16 protein-coding genes are annotated in these 17,032 nt (G+C 67.5%); 7 read left to right on the forward strand and 9 right to left on the reverse strand.

The features are described from left to right. Positions 1-519 precede the first annotated feature (519 nt). Genes FHW12_RS02055 through FHW12_RS02075 form a run of 5 tightly spaced genes read left to right on the forward strand, consistent with a single transcriptional unit; the run spans position 520 to position 6,072 of the window. The gene (locus FHW12_RS02055; RefSeq protein ID WP_182529323.1) at positions 520-1,767 is read left to right on the forward strand and encodes a cytochrome P450; all 1,248 of its coding nucleotides are present in this window, start codon (positions 520-522) and stop codon (positions 1,765-1,767) included. After that, the gene (locus FHW12_RS02060) at positions 1,764-3,134 is read left to right on the forward strand and encodes an MATE family efflux transporter (protein ID WP_182529324.1); all 1,371 of its coding nucleotides are present in this window, start codon (positions 1,764-1,766) and stop codon (positions 3,132-3,134) included. Before FHW12_RS02055 ends, FHW12_RS02060 begins: the two co-directional genes overlap by 4 nt. Continuing rightward, the gene (locus tag FHW12_RS02065) at positions 3,131-4,480 is read left to right on the forward strand and encodes a M16 family metallopeptidase (RefSeq protein WP_182529325.1); all 1,350 of its coding nucleotides are present in this window, start codon (positions 3,131-3,133) and stop codon (positions 4,478-4,480) included. The genes FHW12_RS02060 and FHW12_RS02065 overlap by 4 nt, the downstream gene beginning before the upstream one ends. Then, on the forward strand, positions 4,477-5,757 hold the full coding sequence (locus FHW12_RS02070) for a M16 family metallopeptidase (RefSeq protein ID WP_182529326.1): 1,281 nt from the start codon (positions 4,477-4,479) through the stop codon (positions 5,755-5,757). Before FHW12_RS02065 ends, FHW12_RS02070 begins: the two co-directional genes overlap by 4 nt. 12 nt (positions 5,758-5,769) lie before the next feature. Then, positions 5,770-6,072, forward strand: coding sequence for a hypothetical protein (locus FHW12_RS02075; protein ID WP_182529327.1), 303 nt, complete (start codon positions 5,770-5,772; stop codon positions 6,070-6,072). Positions 6,073-6,135: 63 nt separating this feature from the next. Here FHW12_RS02075 and FHW12_RS02080 read toward each other — a convergent pair whose 3' ends face one another. Together FHW12_RS02080 and FHW12_RS02085 are read right to left on the reverse strand one after the other, a co-directional pair. Further along, positions 6,136-6,624 carry a hypothetical protein gene (locus FHW12_RS02080; RefSeq protein WP_182529328.1) on the reverse strand — a complete coding sequence of 163 codons (489 nt, stop codon included), beginning with the start codon at positions 6,622-6,624 and terminating at the stop codon, positions 6,136-6,138. A 167-nt stretch (positions 6,625-6,791) separates the two neighbouring features. Further along, a complete protein-coding gene (locus FHW12_RS02085; RefSeq protein ID WP_259392798.1) occupies positions 6,792-7,625 on the reverse strand; it encodes an alpha/beta fold hydrolase in 834 nt (277 codons plus the stop codon). A gap of 657 nt (positions 7,626-8,282) precedes the next feature. On the opposite strand from FHW12_RS02085, the gene FHW12_RS02090 reads away from it, so the two are divergent. Beyond that, complete coding sequence (locus FHW12_RS02090) at positions 8,283-9,095, forward strand: alpha/beta fold hydrolase (RefSeq protein ID WP_182529330.1); 813 nt, start codon at positions 8,283-8,285, stop codon at positions 9,093-9,095. Between the two features lie 149 nt (positions 9,096-9,244). Here FHW12_RS02090 and tadA read toward each other — a convergent pair whose 3' ends face one another. Beyond that, complete coding sequence (gene tadA, locus FHW12_RS02095) at positions 9,245-9,745, reverse strand: tRNA adenosine(34) deaminase TadA (protein ID WP_259392799.1); 501 nt, start codon at positions 9,743-9,745, stop codon at positions 9,245-9,247. Positions 9,746-10,010: 265 nt separating this feature from the next. Beyond that, entirely contained in the window at positions 10,011-10,877 is an 867-nt protein-coding gene (locus FHW12_RS02100) for an NmrA family NAD(P)-binding protein (RefSeq protein ID WP_182529331.1), read from the reverse strand. 128 nt (positions 10,878-11,005) lie between these two features. Here FHW12_RS02100 and FHW12_RS02105 point away from each other — a divergent pair, with 128 nt between their 5' ends. After that, complete coding sequence (locus FHW12_RS02105; RefSeq protein WP_182529332.1) at positions 11,006-11,917, forward strand: LysR family transcriptional regulator; 912 nt, start codon at positions 11,006-11,008, stop codon at positions 11,915-11,917. A 69-nt stretch (positions 11,918-11,986) separates the two neighbouring features. Here the strand turns inward: FHW12_RS02105 and FHW12_RS02110 are convergent, their stop codons facing one another. The 5 genes from FHW12_RS02110 to guaB all read right to left on the reverse strand — a co-directional run bounded on the left by FHW12_RS02110 (position 11,987) and on the right by guaB (position 17,015). After that, the gene (locus FHW12_RS02110) at positions 11,987-12,802 is read right to left on the reverse strand and encodes an NAD-dependent epimerase/dehydratase family protein (protein WP_182529333.1); all 816 of its coding nucleotides are present in this window, start codon (positions 12,800-12,802) and stop codon (positions 11,987-11,989) included. A 3-nt stretch (positions 12,803-12,805) separates the two neighbouring features. Next, the gene (locus FHW12_RS02115; RefSeq protein ID WP_220484282.1) at positions 12,806-13,168 is read right to left on the reverse strand and encodes a MarR family winged helix-turn-helix transcriptional regulator; all 363 of its coding nucleotides are present in this window, start codon (positions 13,166-13,168) and stop codon (positions 12,806-12,808) included. A 206-nt stretch (positions 13,169-13,374) separates the two neighbouring features. Further along, entirely contained in the window at positions 13,375-14,940 is a 1,566-nt protein-coding gene (guaA, locus tag FHW12_RS02120; RefSeq protein WP_182529335.1) for a glutamine-hydrolyzing GMP synthase, read from the reverse strand. A 3-nt stretch (positions 14,941-14,943) separates the two neighbouring features. Next, positions 14,944-15,555 carry a hypothetical protein gene (locus FHW12_RS02125; protein WP_182529336.1) on the reverse strand — a complete coding sequence of 204 codons (612 nt, stop codon included), beginning with the start codon at positions 15,553-15,555 and terminating at the stop codon, positions 14,944-14,946. 2 nt (positions 15,556-15,557) lie between these two features. Then, a complete protein-coding gene (gene guaB / locus FHW12_RS02130) occupies positions 15,558-17,015 on the reverse strand; it encodes an IMP dehydrogenase (protein ID WP_182529337.1) in 1,458 nt (485 codons plus the stop codon). Positions 17,016-17,032: the final 17 nt, after the last annotated feature.

The raw sequence follows: 17,032 nt of genomic DNA on the forward strand, positions 1-17,032 counted from the left end.
GGATCGCCGACCGATACGCAATCGCTTCGTCCGCACGCCACGCGGCGGACGACAAGGAGCACCGGTGGCGAGCCGTGCATGCCGGCCCGCCGAGGCGCGATGCGTGGCCATCAAACCATCAAGAGGAAATAGTCATGAGCAAGGCAATCTGCGCGTTGAAAGCGGCCCTGGGTGTTCGCGGCAACGTCTGCCACCTCGGCACCTGGCGCTGGTACCTGTACCACAACATCTGAGTCGTCGATGGAGGGCCGCATCGCGGCCCTCCGTCTTTGCGCAAGGATGCGTTCGCGCCGGGCGGCGTGGAAGGCGAGGCGTGCTTCTTCGCCGCTCGGAAACTGGTCACGACCGTCGAGAGGCATCGTCATGAGCAAGGCAATCTGTGCATTGAAGGCCGCCCTGGGCGTACGCGGCAACTTCTGCCACATCGGTTCCTGGCGCTGGGTGCTGTACCACAACATCTGATTCGCCAAGGGAGGGCCGCTGCGCGGCCCTCCTTCCTTCTTCGCGATGGACCGAACGATGAGCGATCCGACGATCGTCGAAACCGAACACCTGCGCGCGTTGCGCGCACGTCGACAGGAAGAAGGCCCGATCTTCCGCGTCGGCGAGAAATTCTGCGCCGTGCTCGATGCCGACGCGGTGCAGCGCATCGAAGCGGCGAATTACGCCGACCTCACGATGCAAGACGGCTTCGTCGATACCGTGCGCGGGCGGACCAGCGAGGATTTCTCATGGGCACGGCTGCGTTCGGCCTGGTCGAAGCAGATGCGCCACCTGACCGCGACGGCGAGCCTGCGCGACCTCGCGCGGCGCATGGCAGACCTGCTCGATGCGGAAGTCGGTCGGCCGCAGGATCTCGTATGGCTTGCCGAGCGCGCCGTCGTCGATCCGTTGATCCCGATGATCGTCGGTGGACTCGCCCCACGCGCGCAACGGCGCGTCGTGCGCGAGGTGCACAGCAAGGTGAGCTGGGTGTTGTCGGACGTCGACACGCACCGCGCGCCTCGCGGACACCGCGTGCGCATGATGCTCCACCAGCTCGTCGCCGGCCTCGAGGTGCGACGCGAACTCAGCGGTCGCGCGCACGGCACGCGCGAGCGCCGGCAGGATCTCGCCGACCCGGTCGTGGACATGCTCGGCACGCTCGGCATCGGTCGCGCCGTCGACGCGGTGACCGCATTGCTCACCGCGATCACCGGCTCGCCCGGCGCGGCCGGCGCCTGCCTCCTGCTCGAACTGAGCCGCCGGCCGGAATGGCAGGCACGCCTCGACGCGGAACTCGGCGCGATCCCGCTCGACGCATTGTGCGAGGCGCCGACGCGCCTTGCGCCGTCGGCGACCGCGTTCGTGAAGGAGATCCTGCGCATCTGGAGCTCGCCGCCGTTCGTGACGCGCACCGTGCGCACCGACATCCGCGACGAGCGCGTGTCGATGGAGCAGGGTGAGGTCTATCTGCTCAGCTCGTACCTCATCCACCACGACGCCGACACCTGGACCGACGCCGACGTGTTCCGCCCGGAACGCTGGATGGGCAGCGAGAACGGCGCGCGCTGCCCGCACGGGCCGTACGTCCCGTTCGGCTGGGCACCGAAGTCGTGCATCGGCGCCAACCTCGGCATGGCGCAGCTCGTGCTCTTCATGCACCTGTTCTGCACGCGCTACCGCCTGCAGGTCGCGAACCCCGAACGCGCCCAGATCGCGGTCGCATCGGTCGTCCGGCCGAAGGATTTCCACGGCACGCTGGTTCGGCGCGAGGGCACTGCATGAAGGATCTCACCCAGGGGTCGATCACCGCGCACCTGCTGCGGATGGCGGGCGCGTTCCAGCTGAACATGGCGGCGACGACGCTGCTGTCGCTCGCGAACATCTATTGGCTCGGGCGCCTCGGCGCGACCGCGCAGGCGACCGTGACGCTCGCGGGCATCCCGATGATGTTGCTGCTTTCGCTGATGCCGATCATCAGTGTCGGTTCGGGCATCCTCATCGCGCAGGCCGTCGGTGCACGCGATCGCGAACGGGCGAACGGCATCTTCAACGAGGCGTTCGGTTGTTCGCTGATCGTCGTCGCCGTGATCGGCGCGATCGTCTGGATCGGGCGCGGCACGTTCGGCGCATGGCTGTCGTCGGACCCGGACGTCGCCGCGTCGATCGCCCGCTACGTACGCTGGCTCGTCCCGTCGCTGGTCGTGCAGGTACCGATCATCGTGCTGTCGGGCGCACTCGACTTCACCGGCAACGTGCGCGTCGGCGTGTTCGCGCAGACCTGCATGGTCGTCCTCAACGCGGTGTTCACGCCGATCTTCGTGTTCGGCTGGCTCGGCGCGCCACGCCTCGACGTCGAAGGCGCCGCGTTCGCGACATTCGCGGCCGGGACGCTGGTGATGACCGGGCTCGTCGTGTATTCGATGCGCGGCGCTTCGTACCTGACGCTCGCGCCACGCACGTGGCTCGCGCGGCCTGTGCTGCTCAAGGACGCCTTGAAGATCGGCTTGCCGGTCGGCATCGAAGGCGCCGTCGCGGCGACGTACCTGCTCGTGATCGCGATGCTGCTCCGTTCGTTCGGCCAGGACCAGCAGGCCGCGTTCGGCATCGGCCAACGCGTGTTCCAGGCCGTGCTGATTCCGCTGCTCGCGTTGAGCAACGCGACGAGCGTGCTCGCGGGGCAGAACCACGGCGCGGAGCGCGAGGACCGCGTGCGCGAGACGCTGCGCACGAGCCTCAAGCTCGGCCTGCTCGCCGCACCGCTGCTGGTCGTCGCGATCGAAGTGTTCGCACCGGCGATCGGCGGCCTGTTCTCGAACGATGCGGCGGTGACGGCGATGGCGGCGACGTTCCTGCGCATCGTCGCCGCGGGCCTCGTGCCGCTGGCATGTGCGTACGCGGTGTTCGCGGTGCTGTCGGGGATGGGCAATACGCGTTCGAGCCTTTACACGCAGATCGCCTGCGCGGCGCTGATCGTCACCGCCGCGGCGCTCGCGTCGCGGCTGCCCGGGTTCGAGCCGAGCCGGCTCTGGTGGATCCTCGTTGCAGGCAATGCGCTGCAGGCCTTGCTCGCCTGGCAATTCGCCCGTCGGCAGTTCGGGCACCGTCCGCGACAGCCGCTCGGCGCGCCCGCAAGCGACGCTGCGCGGTGACCATCGTGCACGGCGACAGCGCGATCGTCGATTTACCAGCCGAACCGACCTTGGCGGCGGCGTCGCCGCTGCAGCCCGTTCGTCGCGTCGGCGGCATCGATGAATACCGCTCCGCGGGCAATGGCTTGCGCGTGCTGCACGCACCGTGGCACGCCGCCCCGGTCGCCGTGCTCATGCTCACCTACGATGTCGGCAGTCGCCACGATCCCGTCGGCCGGAAAGGCATGAGCCACCTGCTCGAGCACATGATGTTCAAGGGCAGCCGCGCGTTCGACCGGCGCAAGCGCGCCTCGATCCTCGACCTGCTGCCTGCGGTCGGCGCGAAGGTGAATGCGACGACGTGGCTGGACCGCACCAACTACTTCGATCTCGTGCCGATCGCCGAGCTCGACCTCGCTGCAGCGATCGAAGCGGACCGCATGTGCGACCCGCTGCTCGACGCGGACGACCTCGAGGTCGAGCGTGCGATCGTGCTCGACGAGTTCGACCTGCGCGACGGCGACCCGAACGAGCGGCTGGCGCAGGCGGTATGGAGCGCCGCATTCGCCGATCATCCATACGCTGTCCCGGTGATCGGCGTGCGCGAAGACATCTTGGCGATTTCGCGCGAGGACCTGCGCGAGCACCATCGGCGCTACTGCCATCCGGGCAACGCGACACTCACGATCGTCGGCGATCTCGACACCGCGCGCGTTTCGGCGATCGTCGCCGCGCATTTCGCGGGCATTCCGGCGCGCGGGAACGCGGACGCACACGTTCCCGCTCCGCCGACGCATCCGGCCAGGCGCCGCGTCGACGTCGCTTCGTCGGACGCGATGCCGATGGTTGCGCTCGCATACCCGATCCCGCACGGCCTGCATCGCGACACGGACGCGCTGGAACTGCTCGCGCTCGTGCTCGCGGGAGGCATGCTGTCGCGCCTGCACGCTGATCTCGTCGCACTCGGCCTCGCCGTCGCCGTATCGGCGCGCGTGTCGCGCCTGCGTGGCCCGGGCCTGTTCGAAGTGCAGGCGGCGTTCGACGACGCGGCCGCATTCGACCGCGTCGAACGCGCGTTGCTCGCTGCCGTCGCGCGGATCCGCGCGCAGGGCGTCGATGCCGACGAACTTGCGCGCGTGAAAGGCCAGGCACGCGGACAGTTGCTCACCTCGCGCGACGGCCCGATCGCGATCGCGATGCAGCTCAACGAGGCGATCGCCGCGGGTGACTGGACGTCCTATGCGACCGCTTCCGAACGCCTCGCCGCCGTATCGACGCAGGACGTGCAGCGCGTCGCGGCGCTCCATCTGCGCGACGATGCGCACGTGCTCGCCCGATTCGTCGCAGGCAGCGGGGACGCGGCGTGAACGCGAAGCCATCGTTCGATCGCGCACCGCCGCGGCGCGCGGCCCGGGATCTCGCGCTCGACTGCGGCCGTTTCGTCGGCATGCGCTTCGACGAGTCGCCACTCGCCGCACTCACCGGCTCGTTCCGCACGCCGCGCGGCGACGGCCGGATGGCGTTGCTGCAGCAGCTGACGACGCGGTTGCTCGGCTGCGGCACGGTGCGGCGTGATCGACGCAGCATCGCCGACGCGCTCGAGCGCCGCGGTGCATCGTTGTCCTTCGAAGCAGGCACGGCGAGGATCGCATTCTCGGCGCTCGCGTGCGCCGACGACCTGCCGATGCTCGCGCCCCTGCTCGCACAGTGCCTGCGCGAGCCGCGTTTCGACCCGGAGGACGTCGTTCGCGAACGCGCGCAGCTCGCCGCCGAACTGCGCTACGCCGCGCAGGATCCGCACATGCTGGCCTCCGCCGTGTTGTCACGGCGCCTGTTCGAGGCGGGGCATCCGCACCACGAGCCGTCGCTCGAGCAACGAATCGACTGGCTCGAAGCGCTCGGCGTCGACGACGTGCGCGCGTGCCACGAGGCACTGTTCGGCGCCAACGAGCTGCTCGTCGTCGCACTCGGTGGATTCGATCCATCTTCGTGCGCGGTCGAATTCGAGCAACACCTGCGTACCTGGCGACCGCCGCGCAGGCCAATCACAGGCACCGATGCGGGCGCGATCCCGCCGCGCGGCGAAACGACGCGCATCCCTCATTCCGGCAGCACGAGTTCGAGCGTGCTGATCGGTACGCGACTCACGTTCGATGTGGCCGACGGCGTGACTGCGTGGCTCGCGAACCGGATCCTCGGCGGCAGCTATGCCTCACGCCTCGTCGCGAGCCTGCGGGAACGGCAGGCGCTCACGTACTCGGTGCGCTCGGAGCTGATCGACCCGCAATCCGACCTCGACGGCCTGTGGCGGGTCGCCATTGCGCTCGGCGAGGACAAGCTCGAGCGCGGCATCGCCGCGACGCGAGCGGAACTCGAACGCTTCGCCGACGGCGACATCGCGACGGACGAGCTCGATCGACAGCGACGAGCGGCGATCGGCGCGCTGCTCGTCGATGCGGCGAGCCTGCAGGGCATGGGCGCCTTCCTGCTGCGCAATCTCGAGCGCGGCGCCGGCGTCGTGCACGTCGACGCCTTCGTCGAGGCGCTGGCCGCGGTTTCGACGCCGCAGCTGCAACGTGTCGCGGCCGCGCTGCAGCCGGCCAGGCTCGAAACCGTGATCGTCGGGCCGGAACCGGAAGCCTGAACGGCCGCGGTCTTGCTCGCCGTCTCGGCCGCCGGCGGCATCACGATGGCGCTGATCCGCTTCGGCGGCAAACCGCATCCGCCGATCGCGCTCGCGATGCTCCACGGTTTCCTCTCGGCCGCGGCGGTGACGCTGCTGCTCTACGCGGCGCTGACGACGGGATTGCCCTCGCTCGCGAACGGCGCATTCCTGCTATTCCTCGTCGCCGGGGTCGGTGGTGTCACGCTGAACCTCAACTTCCACTGGAAGGCGATTCCGCTGCCGAAATGGCTCGTGCTCGTCCATGGCGGGATCGCCGTGTGCGGATTCCTGTGACTGCTCGCAGCGATATTCCGTTCGCCTGCCGCGTAGATCGACGCGCACCCCCGTCGCGCGACTTCAGCGGGCGCGAACCGGCGTGGGTCCGTTCCGACGCCACGCGATCACCGCGACGGCGATGAACAGCAGCAGGACGACGCCCTGGGCGATCGCGAACGGAGGTTCCGCGCCCTTCGGTGCGAGTTCGTGCAACGCCGGCACTTTAAGGAACGATTGCGCGACGAGCACGAACACGTTGAACCACTGGCTCACCGTCGCCCCGAGGACGAACGTGCGCCTCCAGCCATTGGCCAGACGATACGGCTGCCATGCCAGCCAGGTCGGCACCATCACGAGCAGCGCGATCGCGCCGACGATGTGCGAAGGCAGGACGTGGTCGCGCTGGAACAGGTAGCCGGTCGCGCTCGTCAGTGCCGTCGTCACCAGGAACACCCACACGGGACCCGGACGGAATCGCGCCTGCAGGAAATCGCGCATCACGACGAATCCGCTGATGATGCCGACCAGGCTGAGCGCAACGTGCGGATAGAGGAGGGCGATCGGGTCCATGGCGAGCTCCGTGGGTGGGGTCAGGCGGGAGGAGAAGCGTGACGTCATCTCGGTTCGTTACCGCGGATCGGTCGTCGCGCGAACGGCCCCGACACGGCAGGGATCGTTCGCGCGAACCATCGCGTGCGATCGGCGGTGCTGCGCCGATCGCACTCACCATCGCCGACTCAGCCCTTGATGAACGCGAGCAGGTCCGGATTCACGACCTGCGGATGCGTCGTGCACATGCCGTGCGGGAGGCCTTTATACGTCTTCAGCGTACCGTTTTTCAGCAGCTTCGCCGACAGCAGTGCCGAGTCGGCGATGGGCACGATCTGGTCGTCCTCGCCGTGCATGACCAGTGTCGGCACGGCGATCTTCTTCAGGTCCTCGGTGAAGTCGGTCTCGCTGAATGCCTTGATGCAGTCGTAGTGCGCCTTCGCGCCGCCCATCATGCCCTGGCGCCACCAGTTCCAGATCACGCCCTGATCGACCTTCGCTCCGGCGCGGTTGTAGCCGTAGAACGGCCCGCTCGGCACGTCGAGGTAGAACTGCGCGCGATTGGCGGCGAGCGCGTTGCGGAAGCCGTCGAACACTTCGAGCGGCAGGCCGCCCGGGTTCGCGGGCGTCTTCAGCATGATCGGCGGCACGGCGCCGATCAGCACGGCCTTGGCGACGCGACCCGCCTTCGCGCGCGCGACGTAGTGCGCGACTTCGCCACCACCGGTCGAATGTCCGACGTGGATCGCGCCCTTGAGATCGAGATGGTCGGTGAGCTCCTGCACGTCGGCGGCGTACGTATCCATCTCGTTGCCGCTGTCGGTCTGCGTCGACCGACCGTGCCCGCGACGATCGTGCGCGATCACGCGGAAACCCTTCGACAGGAAGAACAGCATCTGGTTGTCCCAGTCGTCGGCGCTGAGCGGCCAGCCGTGATGGAACACGATCGGCGTGGCGTCCTTCGGACCCCAGTCCTTGTAGAAGATCTCCACGCCGCCCTTGGTCGTGATGGTCGAGCTCATCGGGGATACTCCTGCGCTATGGGTAGGGGAAGGGGAGTGTGCCCGTGCTGGCGCGGTGCCCAGCAGCGGCGACAGCACGATGCCCGCGCCGATCGCAGCGCCGGCAGCGAGCACCTGGCGTCGCGCAGCGTCGGGTGAAGCGGAGTCACGGATGGAACGCGTCATGGCTTGTTCCTCTCGACCAGGTTGACGGAAACTCAGGACGCCGGCTGCGGATGACAGGACGATCCGGATCGCATCCGCGGTCCAAAACGAGCATGCGTTGCGTATCGAGGTAGACGCAGGGGGCGATGCGCGCCGGCATGCTCCGCCCCTTTTTGGGGCGCGGCAACGACCGCACGACGCGGGCGCGCAACATCGGGGTAGTCGCACACCTCCCCAGCGGGTCGTGGACCGCGAGCATCCTATTCGCCGATCGCCGGTTTGACGATCAGACCATCGTCGAGTATCCGCCACCGCCATTCGCCGCGAGACCCGCGTGCCACCGTTGCAATACGGCACACGAGGCGCATCATGCCCACGGATGGTGCGAACGCGGGACTCGTACCATGCGTCGCCGATCCCTCTTGGTGGACTCACGCCCGCGGCGCTCGACGAGAACCTGTGGGCGCAGCGCTGAAGCATACAAACGTCATCATGACCGGCAGGAGACACCCTATGCGCGCCATCTTCGCAAGCGGCGGAACTTCGTCCACGCATTCGCCGGACATCGGCCGTCGCACATTCGGTCTCTCGCTCGCCGTGGGAGCCGCGTTGTCGCTGGTTCCAGGACTCGTTCGCTCCGCTGCCGGTCACGGCGCGAAGAACGTCGTCCTCGTTCACGGCCTCTTCGCCGATGGTTCCTGCTGGAGCGAAGTGATTCCCCGGCTGCAAGGCGAGGGCCTGAACGTGACGTCGGTGCAGAACCCGCTCACGACGCTCGATGATGCAGTGGCGGCGGCGCAGCGCGTGCTCGCGCGCCAGGAGGGACCGACCGTCCTCGTCGGGCATTCGTTCTCCGGCATGATCGTGACCGAAGTCGGCGCCGATCCGAAGGTGTCCGCGGTGGTGTACGTAGCCGCACGCGCGCCCGATGTCGGCGAAGATTACGCCGCACTCGCGAAACGATTCCCGACGCCGCCGGCCTCCGCCGGCATCGTCTTTGACGGCGACGAAGGTCGACTGTCGGAGGCCGCGTTCCTGCGCGACTTCGCAGGCGACCTGCCGGCTGCCCGTGCGAAGGTCCTCTACGCAGCGCAGGCACCGTTTCAGAAGACGTTGCTGACCGGCATGACCCGGCACGCCGCATGGCGCTCGAAGCCGAGCTTCTACGCGGTTTCCAAGCGGGACAGGACGATCGATCCCGACCTGCAGCGCTTCATGGCGAAGCGCATGGGTGCCACGACGATCGAGGTCGACGCGAGCCATCTGTCGCTGATATCGCATCCGCAGGAGATTGCGGGGCTGATCATTCGCGCCGCGGCTGTCTGACGCCTGCGATCACGACGGAGTAGCGGGTTTTCTTGGGTAGGCGCCGGCGTGGCGGTCAGGTCCATTGCTGGTGCGCTTATTATTTTACATAATAGGCATTGCGAACTATTCAAAGCACGGGCGACCTCGATGGCAGCGGTCGGTCGGCCTCAACGGCGCGAGCGGAAGAAGCGCGTCAGCAATCCCGCCGCTTCCTCGGCGAGTACGCCGCCGACGACCGCGGTGCGGTGGTTATGGCGATCGCTGACGAGCGTATCGAACACGCTGCCGGCCGCGCCGGTCTTCGGGTCGGTCGCGCCGTAGACGACGCGCGCGACGCGCGCGTGGATGATCGCGCCGGCACACATCACGCAGGGCTCGAGCGTCACGTACAGCGTGGAGCCCGGAAAACGGTAGTTGCCGAGCCGGCGGCCGGCATCGCGCAGCGCTTGCACTTCGGCATGCGCGGTCGGGTCGTCGAGCGTGATGTTGCGGTTCCAGCCTTCGCCGACGATCGCGCCGTCGAGCACGAGCACGGCGCCGACCGGCACTTCGCCATCGTGTTCCTCGGCGTGGCGCGCGAGTTCGAGCGCGCGCCGCATCCACGCGGCATCGGCGTCCGCTCCCGCATTCATGCCGGGATCGCGCCCGGACGCCATGGTTTGGTCCATTTCCCCTTTCACGAAAAACCGTCACGCATGTTCGACATTTCGATAATATTGTCTGGGACGCGGAAGCGGCACACGTCGGCTGCATCCGGCACGCGTATACCCGTCGTTCGGCGCGCGCCAGCCACTGGGCATGATTTGAATCCTCAGGTGCGGAATTATGCCGCACAAATGCCCCTCGCTCGCCAAGGCACCACGTAGCCACGGCTGGCCCCCATGGATCGAACTCGCATGTCGAGGCTTGATCGGCGATTCGATTCGCGCTGACTTATCCTTTTCCTGCAACGAGGCTCGCGATGGCGTCGTCGATCCCGATGCGGCCCTTGCGTGCATGTGCACCCTGGTCGCGGAAGTCGATCCAGCCTTCGTTGAAACCGTCGAGCATCTGCATGCGCGGCACGGGGTTGTTCATGCCTTGGGCCCGGAAGATCGCCTCCCAGGTCTCGCGCGCGACGATCTCGGCCTTCACATCGCGTCCGAGCGCCTTGCCGAATGCGGCGGCGATCCGGTTCGGCGACACGCGTTCCCCGGCTTGCAGTTCGACCACGCGCTTGCCGTTCCATTTCTCCAGCAGCAGTTCGGCCGCAGTGCGGCCGACGTCAGCGATTGCAATCATCGGCACGGGTCGCTCCAGCGGCTGCAGACAGGATCGGATGACGCCCTCGTCGCGCGCCGAGGCGATGTCCCACTCGGCGTTCTCCATGAACCAGGCCGCGCGCAGGAACGTGAGCGGCATCTCCAGGCTTGCCAGCGCTTCCTCAAGGAAGCGAAGGCCACTGAGCAAATTCGGCTGCATCGCATCGGCGCCGATCGTCGAAAGGACGACTGCCTTCGGCGGAGCGGCCTGCTCCAGGGCTTCGCGAATGATCGCGATCATCGCGCGTGTTTCGGGGAAGCCGGGGCTCGGATCGAACAGCGGCGGCAACAGGATGAAAGCACCCTCGACTCCTGCCAATGCCTGTGTGAGCGGCCCCGCATCGTTCATGTCCGCGATGGCGATATCGCAGCCTCGGGCAGCCCAGGGCTCGCCCTTGTTCCTGTCGCGGACCACGGCGCGGACGCTCTGCCCCTTCGACAGCAGTGTTTCGGCGAGTGCGTCGCCGACGCGGCCAGTGATTGCGGTGATCGCGAACATGTTTCGTCCTTCTGGTTGGAAGCGGTGGAGGCAGGCGTGCTGCCGATCCAATCCATCTTTCCAGAGACCATTTAGCGACTCCAGCGCCGTTATGTCACTATTGAATGGATTTCAAGTAAGGAATATCCATGGCATACGACGGGCGGCTGCTCTCGGGCGTGACGGTGCTGATGGCCGTGGTCGAAGCAGGGTCGATGACGCGCGCGGCCGACGGGCTCGGGCTGACGCCCTCCGGCGTCGGCCGGGCGATCCAGCGCCTCGAATCCCGCATCGGCGTGCGAATGCTCGACCGGACGACGCGAACGATGCACCTCACCGACGAGGGCCGCCGCTTCTACGAACGACTGGGCCCGCTGCTTGACGGCATCGAGGAGGCGGCGCAGGAAGCGAGCGGCTCGGCGACGGTCGTGCGCGGCCGGCTACGCGTCAATGTCGATCCGTTCTTCTCGCAGGTGGTGCTCGCCGAGAATGCCGCGCATTTCCTCGAACGCCATCCACACGTGCGGCTCGAGCTCATCATGCGCGACTCGGTCGGCGATCTCGTGGCGGATGGCTTCGACCTCGCGCTGCGCTTTGGCGAACCACCGAACGGCTCGTTCGTCGCGCGCAAGCTGTTCGAAACGCGCGTGCTCACGGTCGCGTCGCCGGACTATCTCGATGCTCATGGACATCCCACGCACCCGGGCGAACTCGCCGACCATGCAACGATCGACTTCTGGGACGCCGCGCATGCGCGCGCCTATGACTGGGTGTTCCAGCGCAACGGCGAAACCCTGCCCGTGCGTGTCGACGCGCGACTCATGACCTCGGATGCGCCGACCTTGCTCGGCGCCTGCCTCGCCGGCTGCGGCATCGCCCAGGTGCTCGAATTCGCCACTCGTGCCCCGATCCACGATGGACGGCTCGTCGAGATTTTCCCGGACTGGCCGGACGAGCGCTTCCCGCTCTACGTGCTGTATCCGTCCCGCCATCATCGCGCGGCGAAGGTGCGGGCGTTCATCGACTTCGTGGCTGGTTTGCTTCCCACGAACGAGAACTGAGGGTAGCGAAGCGCTTGGACGCTCGCGCCGCGCGAGTCGCCCGTGGCCCGCGATTCTCCATCGCGTCGGTTACATGAGCCCTTGCTCGAGGGCCTGGTACACCGTCCGTACGTGGGGACGAAAACCCAGGCTGCGCGCGCGCGTGCCATCCACGTGCAGATGCCAGGGGTTCTCCAGCGGCGCAGCCGAAGACTCCAGCGTCACGCCAACCAGCGCGGCGAGCTCATGGATCGAACTCGGTGCCTCGTCGGTAACATTGGCGATGCGGCCATCGAACATGCCGTCCATGGCCAGATTGATCGCCGTGGCGATGTCGCGATGATGGATCGTGCTGATCCGCTTGGCCGGATGCCACTTGCCTGCAATGGCGTGCTTGGGCAGTTCTTCCAGATGGCCATCGCAGTCGCCGTAAACGAACGGAAACCTCAGCACCGCCCAGGTCAGACCGCTTTGCCGCAACGCGTCCTCGGCCGCGACCTTGCTGGCGGGATAGGCGTGTCTTGGATGGACCGCATCGTCCTCGCGTCCAGGATGAGCGCTGTCGGCGTCGTACACGTTGCTGGTGCTCGCAAGGATGAAACGCGCAGCCGGCGCGCGCTCCTTCACCGCCGTGATGAGATTTCGCGTCCCTTCGAGATTGCTCTTCCAGATGAGGTCGGTGTCGGGTGTGCGGAAAACCGCCGCGAGATGGATGACGTCCGAGATACCTTCGACCGCCTGCCCCAGGATCGAACGATCGAAAAGATCGCCCTCGACGCCCGTCACGCCCTCAGGAAGCTCGCTGCGCCCGCGCACGAGGGCGCGGCACTCCACGCCCGCCGCGACGAGGCGAGGCAGCAGGCGGCTCCCAACCAGTCCAGTCGCGCCGGTTACAAGGACGGCCATGCGTCACTTCCCTTCCGAAAACTTCTCGAGCCGCTCGGTCGCCGTCTTGAGAATGTCGATCGCTGCGGCAACGGCGGCTTTGTCCATGCCGGCGAATGCGACCCGATGAATGGCCGCCAGATCGGGCAACGCGTTCCAGAGTTTGAGGCCCGCCTTGCTCATCCGCAGACGCTTTTGCCGCTGGTCGATGCCGTCGGGCACCTGCTCGACCAGCCCCTTGCGGACGAGCACGGCAACAACCGCGCTCAACGTCGCCCGCTCGACCTCGAGGACTCTCACCAGGTCGCGCTGCGGAATGGGTCCATCCTGCGCCAGATGGTGGAGCACGTACCACTGCGTGGCGCCCAGATCGTAGGGGCGAAGCATCGCCTCCATCGCGGCGCGACCCGCGAGGTAGCACCGCTTTGCCCAAGTGGCGACGGACCCGTGGTGAATGTCGCTGGTATTGTTAGCCACCTGACAATAATGTCAGGTCCCATACAAAAGTCAAGGCGAGCGCCAGCGACATGGATCGCGGTGCATTCCGCCCTTGAAGACGGGTAGAACGCTCGAAGAAGCTCCCCGAGCCCCCTTCACTCCCACTCGATCGTCGCCGGCGGCTTGCCGCTGATGTCGTAGACGACGCGCGAGACGTGCGGGATCTCGTTGATGATGCGGTTGGACACCGTGCCGAGGAAGTCGTACGGCAGGTGCGCCCAGTGCGCGGTCATGAAGTCGATCGTCTCGACCGCGCGCAGCGCGACCACCCACTCGTACGCGCGCGCGTCGCCGACCACGCCGACGGATTTCACCGGCAGGAACACCGCGAACGCCTGGCTCGTGCGGTCGTACAGGTCGGCCTTGCGCAGTTCCTCGATGAAGATCGCATCGGCGCGCGCGAGGATGTCCGCGTACTCGCGCTTCACTTCGCCGAGGATGCGCACGCCGAGGCCGGGACCCGGGAACGGGTGGCGATAGACCATCTCGCGCGGCAGGCCGAGCTCGACGCCGATGCGCCGCACCTCGTCCTTGAACAGCTCGCGCAGCGGCTCGACCAGCTTGAGCTTCATCTGCTCGGGCAGCCCGCCGACATTGTGATGCGACTTGATCACGTGCGCCTTGCCGGTCTTGCTGCCGGCCGACTCGATCACGTCGGGATAGATCGTGCCCTGCGCGAGCCACTTCACGCCTTCGAGCTTGTGCGACTCCTCGTCGAACACCTCGACGAACAGGCGGCCGATGATCTTGCGCTTCGCTTCGGGGTCGGCGACGCCGTCGAGCGCGGCGTAGAAGCGATCCGCCGCGTTGACGCGGATCACGTGCACGCCCATGTGCTCCGCCATCGTCGCCATCACCTGGTCGCCTTCCTTCCAGCGCAGCAGGCCGGTGTCGACGAACACGCAGGTGAGGCGGTCGCCGATCGCCCGATGCAGCAGCGCGGCGACGACCGACGAATCGACGCCGCCGGAGAGGCCGAGCAGCACGCGATCGTCGCCGACCTGCGTGCGCACGCGCGCGATCTGGTCCTCGATGATGTTGGCCGCGGTCCACAGGGTCGCGCAACCGCAGATCTCGGTGACGAAACGCTGCAACAGCGCACTGCCCTGCTTCGTGTGCGTGACTTCCGGATGGAACTGCACGCCGTACCAGCGCTTCGCTTCGTTCGCCATCGCGGCGACCGGAATGCGGTCGGTCTTCGCGGTCACGACGAAGCCGGGCGGCGCTGCAGCGACGTGGTCGCCATGGCTCATCCAGACGTCGAGCGCCGCGGTCGGCGCGTGATCGGTGAGCCCGGCGAGCAAGGCGTCCTTCGCGACGATCTCCACGCGCGCATGGCCGAACTCGCGCGCGTCGGCCGCTTCGGTCGCCCCGCCGAGCTGCGCGGCCATCGTCTGCATGCCGTAGCAGATGCCGAGGATCGGCAGGCCGCTGTCGAACGCGGCCTGCGGCGCCTTCGGTGCACCGGCGAGCGTGGTCGACTCGGGGCCGCCGGAGAAGATGATGCCCTTCGCACCCCACGCGGCGATCTCGGCAGGGTCGTGGTCCCATGCCCAGATCTCGCAGTAGACGCCGAGCTCGCGCACGCGGCGCGCGATCAGCTGCGTGTACTGCGCGCCGAAGTCGAGGATGAGGATGCGGTCCTGGTGGATGCGGTCCAAGGATCAGAACTCCAGGGTTGCGGAGAGGCGCTTGCGCATCTCGATGTATTCGGAACTGTGGTCGCCCTGCTCGTCGAGCGCGTCCTGCAGCACGAGCAGCCAGGCATGGTCGCCCTTGCCGAGCGCGAACACTTCGTGGCTGATCGTGCTCGTCGCCAGCCGCACCGTCGAGGCGACGCCGGTGAGCGTACCGGCGTGTTCGGTGCGCAGCACGGCCTTCGCATGCTCGGCGGGCGCCTTCGCGCCGAGCGTCTTCTCGAAGCCCGCGGCGACGTCTTCCGGATCGCGCGCCTGCGTGGCCGGCTGCTCGAACACCATGATCACGGCGTCGTTGCCGTCGAGCGTCCAGCTGCGTGGCGGCGACGGATCGCTCTCCCACGGGAAATGCCGCGGATAGTCGAATTGCAGCGAGCCCTGCACGAAATGCCGCCACGGCATCTCGTCGACGCGCAGCCTCGCCTTCCTGCCACCGACGTCGACCTCGATCGGCGCGCCGGCGCTCGTCACGTACTCCCGGCCGTCGAATTGGATGCGCAGTTGCGTCGGTGGTTCGTCGCTGGCCGCGCTGCACGGGATGGCGAACAGCGCGGCGAGGAGCATCGGCGTGGTGCGCACGTTCAATCCAGGCGGTAGTTGGGGGCTTCCTTCGTGATCGTCACGTCGTGCACGTGCGACTCGCGCACGCCGGCACTGGTGATGCGCACGAACTGCGGCCGCGTGCGCATGTCCTCGATCGTCGCGCAGCCGACGTAACCCATCGACGCGCGCAGGCCGCCCGACAGCTGGTGCACGATGTTGCGCAGCGGACCGCGATACGGCACGCGTCCCTCGATGCCTTCGGGCACGAGCTTGTCGGCGTCCGCCTCGTCCTGGAAGTAGCGGTCCTTCGAGCCTTTCTCCATCGCGCCGAGTGACCCCATGCCGCGATAGCTCTTGTACGAACGGCCCTGGTACAGCTCGACCTCGCCCGGCGCCTCCTCGGTGCCGGCGAACATGCCGCCGATCATCACGCAGTCCGCGCCCGCCGCGATCGCCTTGGCGATGTCGCCCGAGTAGCGGATGCCGCCGTCGGCGATGAGGCCGACGTCGCTGTCCTTGAGGGCCTCGGCGACCATGCCGACCGCGGAGACCTGCGGCACGCCGACGCCCGCGACGATGCGCGTCGTGCAGATCGAGCCGGGACCGACGCCGACCTTGACCGCGTCGACGCCCGCATCGACGAGCGCGCGCGCGGCGTCGCCGGTCACGATGTTGCCGGCGACCAGCGAGATGTCCGGGAACGTCTTGCGCACCCAGCGCACGCGCTCGATCACGCCCTGCGAGTGGCCGTGCGCGGTGTCGACGATGATCGCGTCGACGCCGGCCTCGACCAGCGCGGCGATGCGCTGTTCGGTGTCGCCGGCGACGCCGACCGCGGCGCCGACGCGCAGGCGTTCGTGCGCGTCCTTGCACGCGTTCGGATTGTCGCGCGCCTTCTGGATATCCTTGACGGTGATCAGGCCGCGCAGGCGGAACGCGTCGTCGACGACGAGCACCTTCTCGATACGGTGCCGGTGCAGCAGCGCGAGCACTTCGTCCTCGGCCGCGCCTTCCTTGACCGTGACCAGGCGTTCCTTGCGCGTCATGATGTTCTTGACCGGATCCTCGGGCTTCTTCTCGAAGCGCAGATCGCGGTTGGTGACGATGCCGACGAGCTGTTCGCCCTCGACGACCGGCACGCCGGAGATGTTGTGGCGCCGGGTCAGCTGCATGACGTCGCGGATCGAGGTGAGTGGTTCGACCGTGATCGGGTCGCGGATCACTCCGGCCTCGAACTTCTTGACCAGTCGCACTTCGGCGACCTGGCGTTCGATCGTCATGTTCTTGTGGATGATGCCCATGCCGCCGCACTGGGCCATCGTGATCGCGAGGCGTGCCTCGGTCACGGTATCCATCGCCGCCGAAATGATCGGCAGGTTCAGGCGGATCCTGCGGGTGAGCCGGGTGGAGAGGTCGACGTCGCGCGGAAGGACGGCCGAATGGGCCGGTACGAGCAGGACGTCGTCGAACGTGAGGGCGTCGGTGAGTATGCGCATGCCCTATTTTACAGGGG

It is taken from the genome of Dokdonella fugitiva (assembly GCF_014138265.1).
Classification (GTDB): Bacteria; Pseudomonadota; Gammaproteobacteria; order Xanthomonadales; family Rhodanobacteraceae; genus Dokdonella_A; species Dokdonella_A fugitiva_A.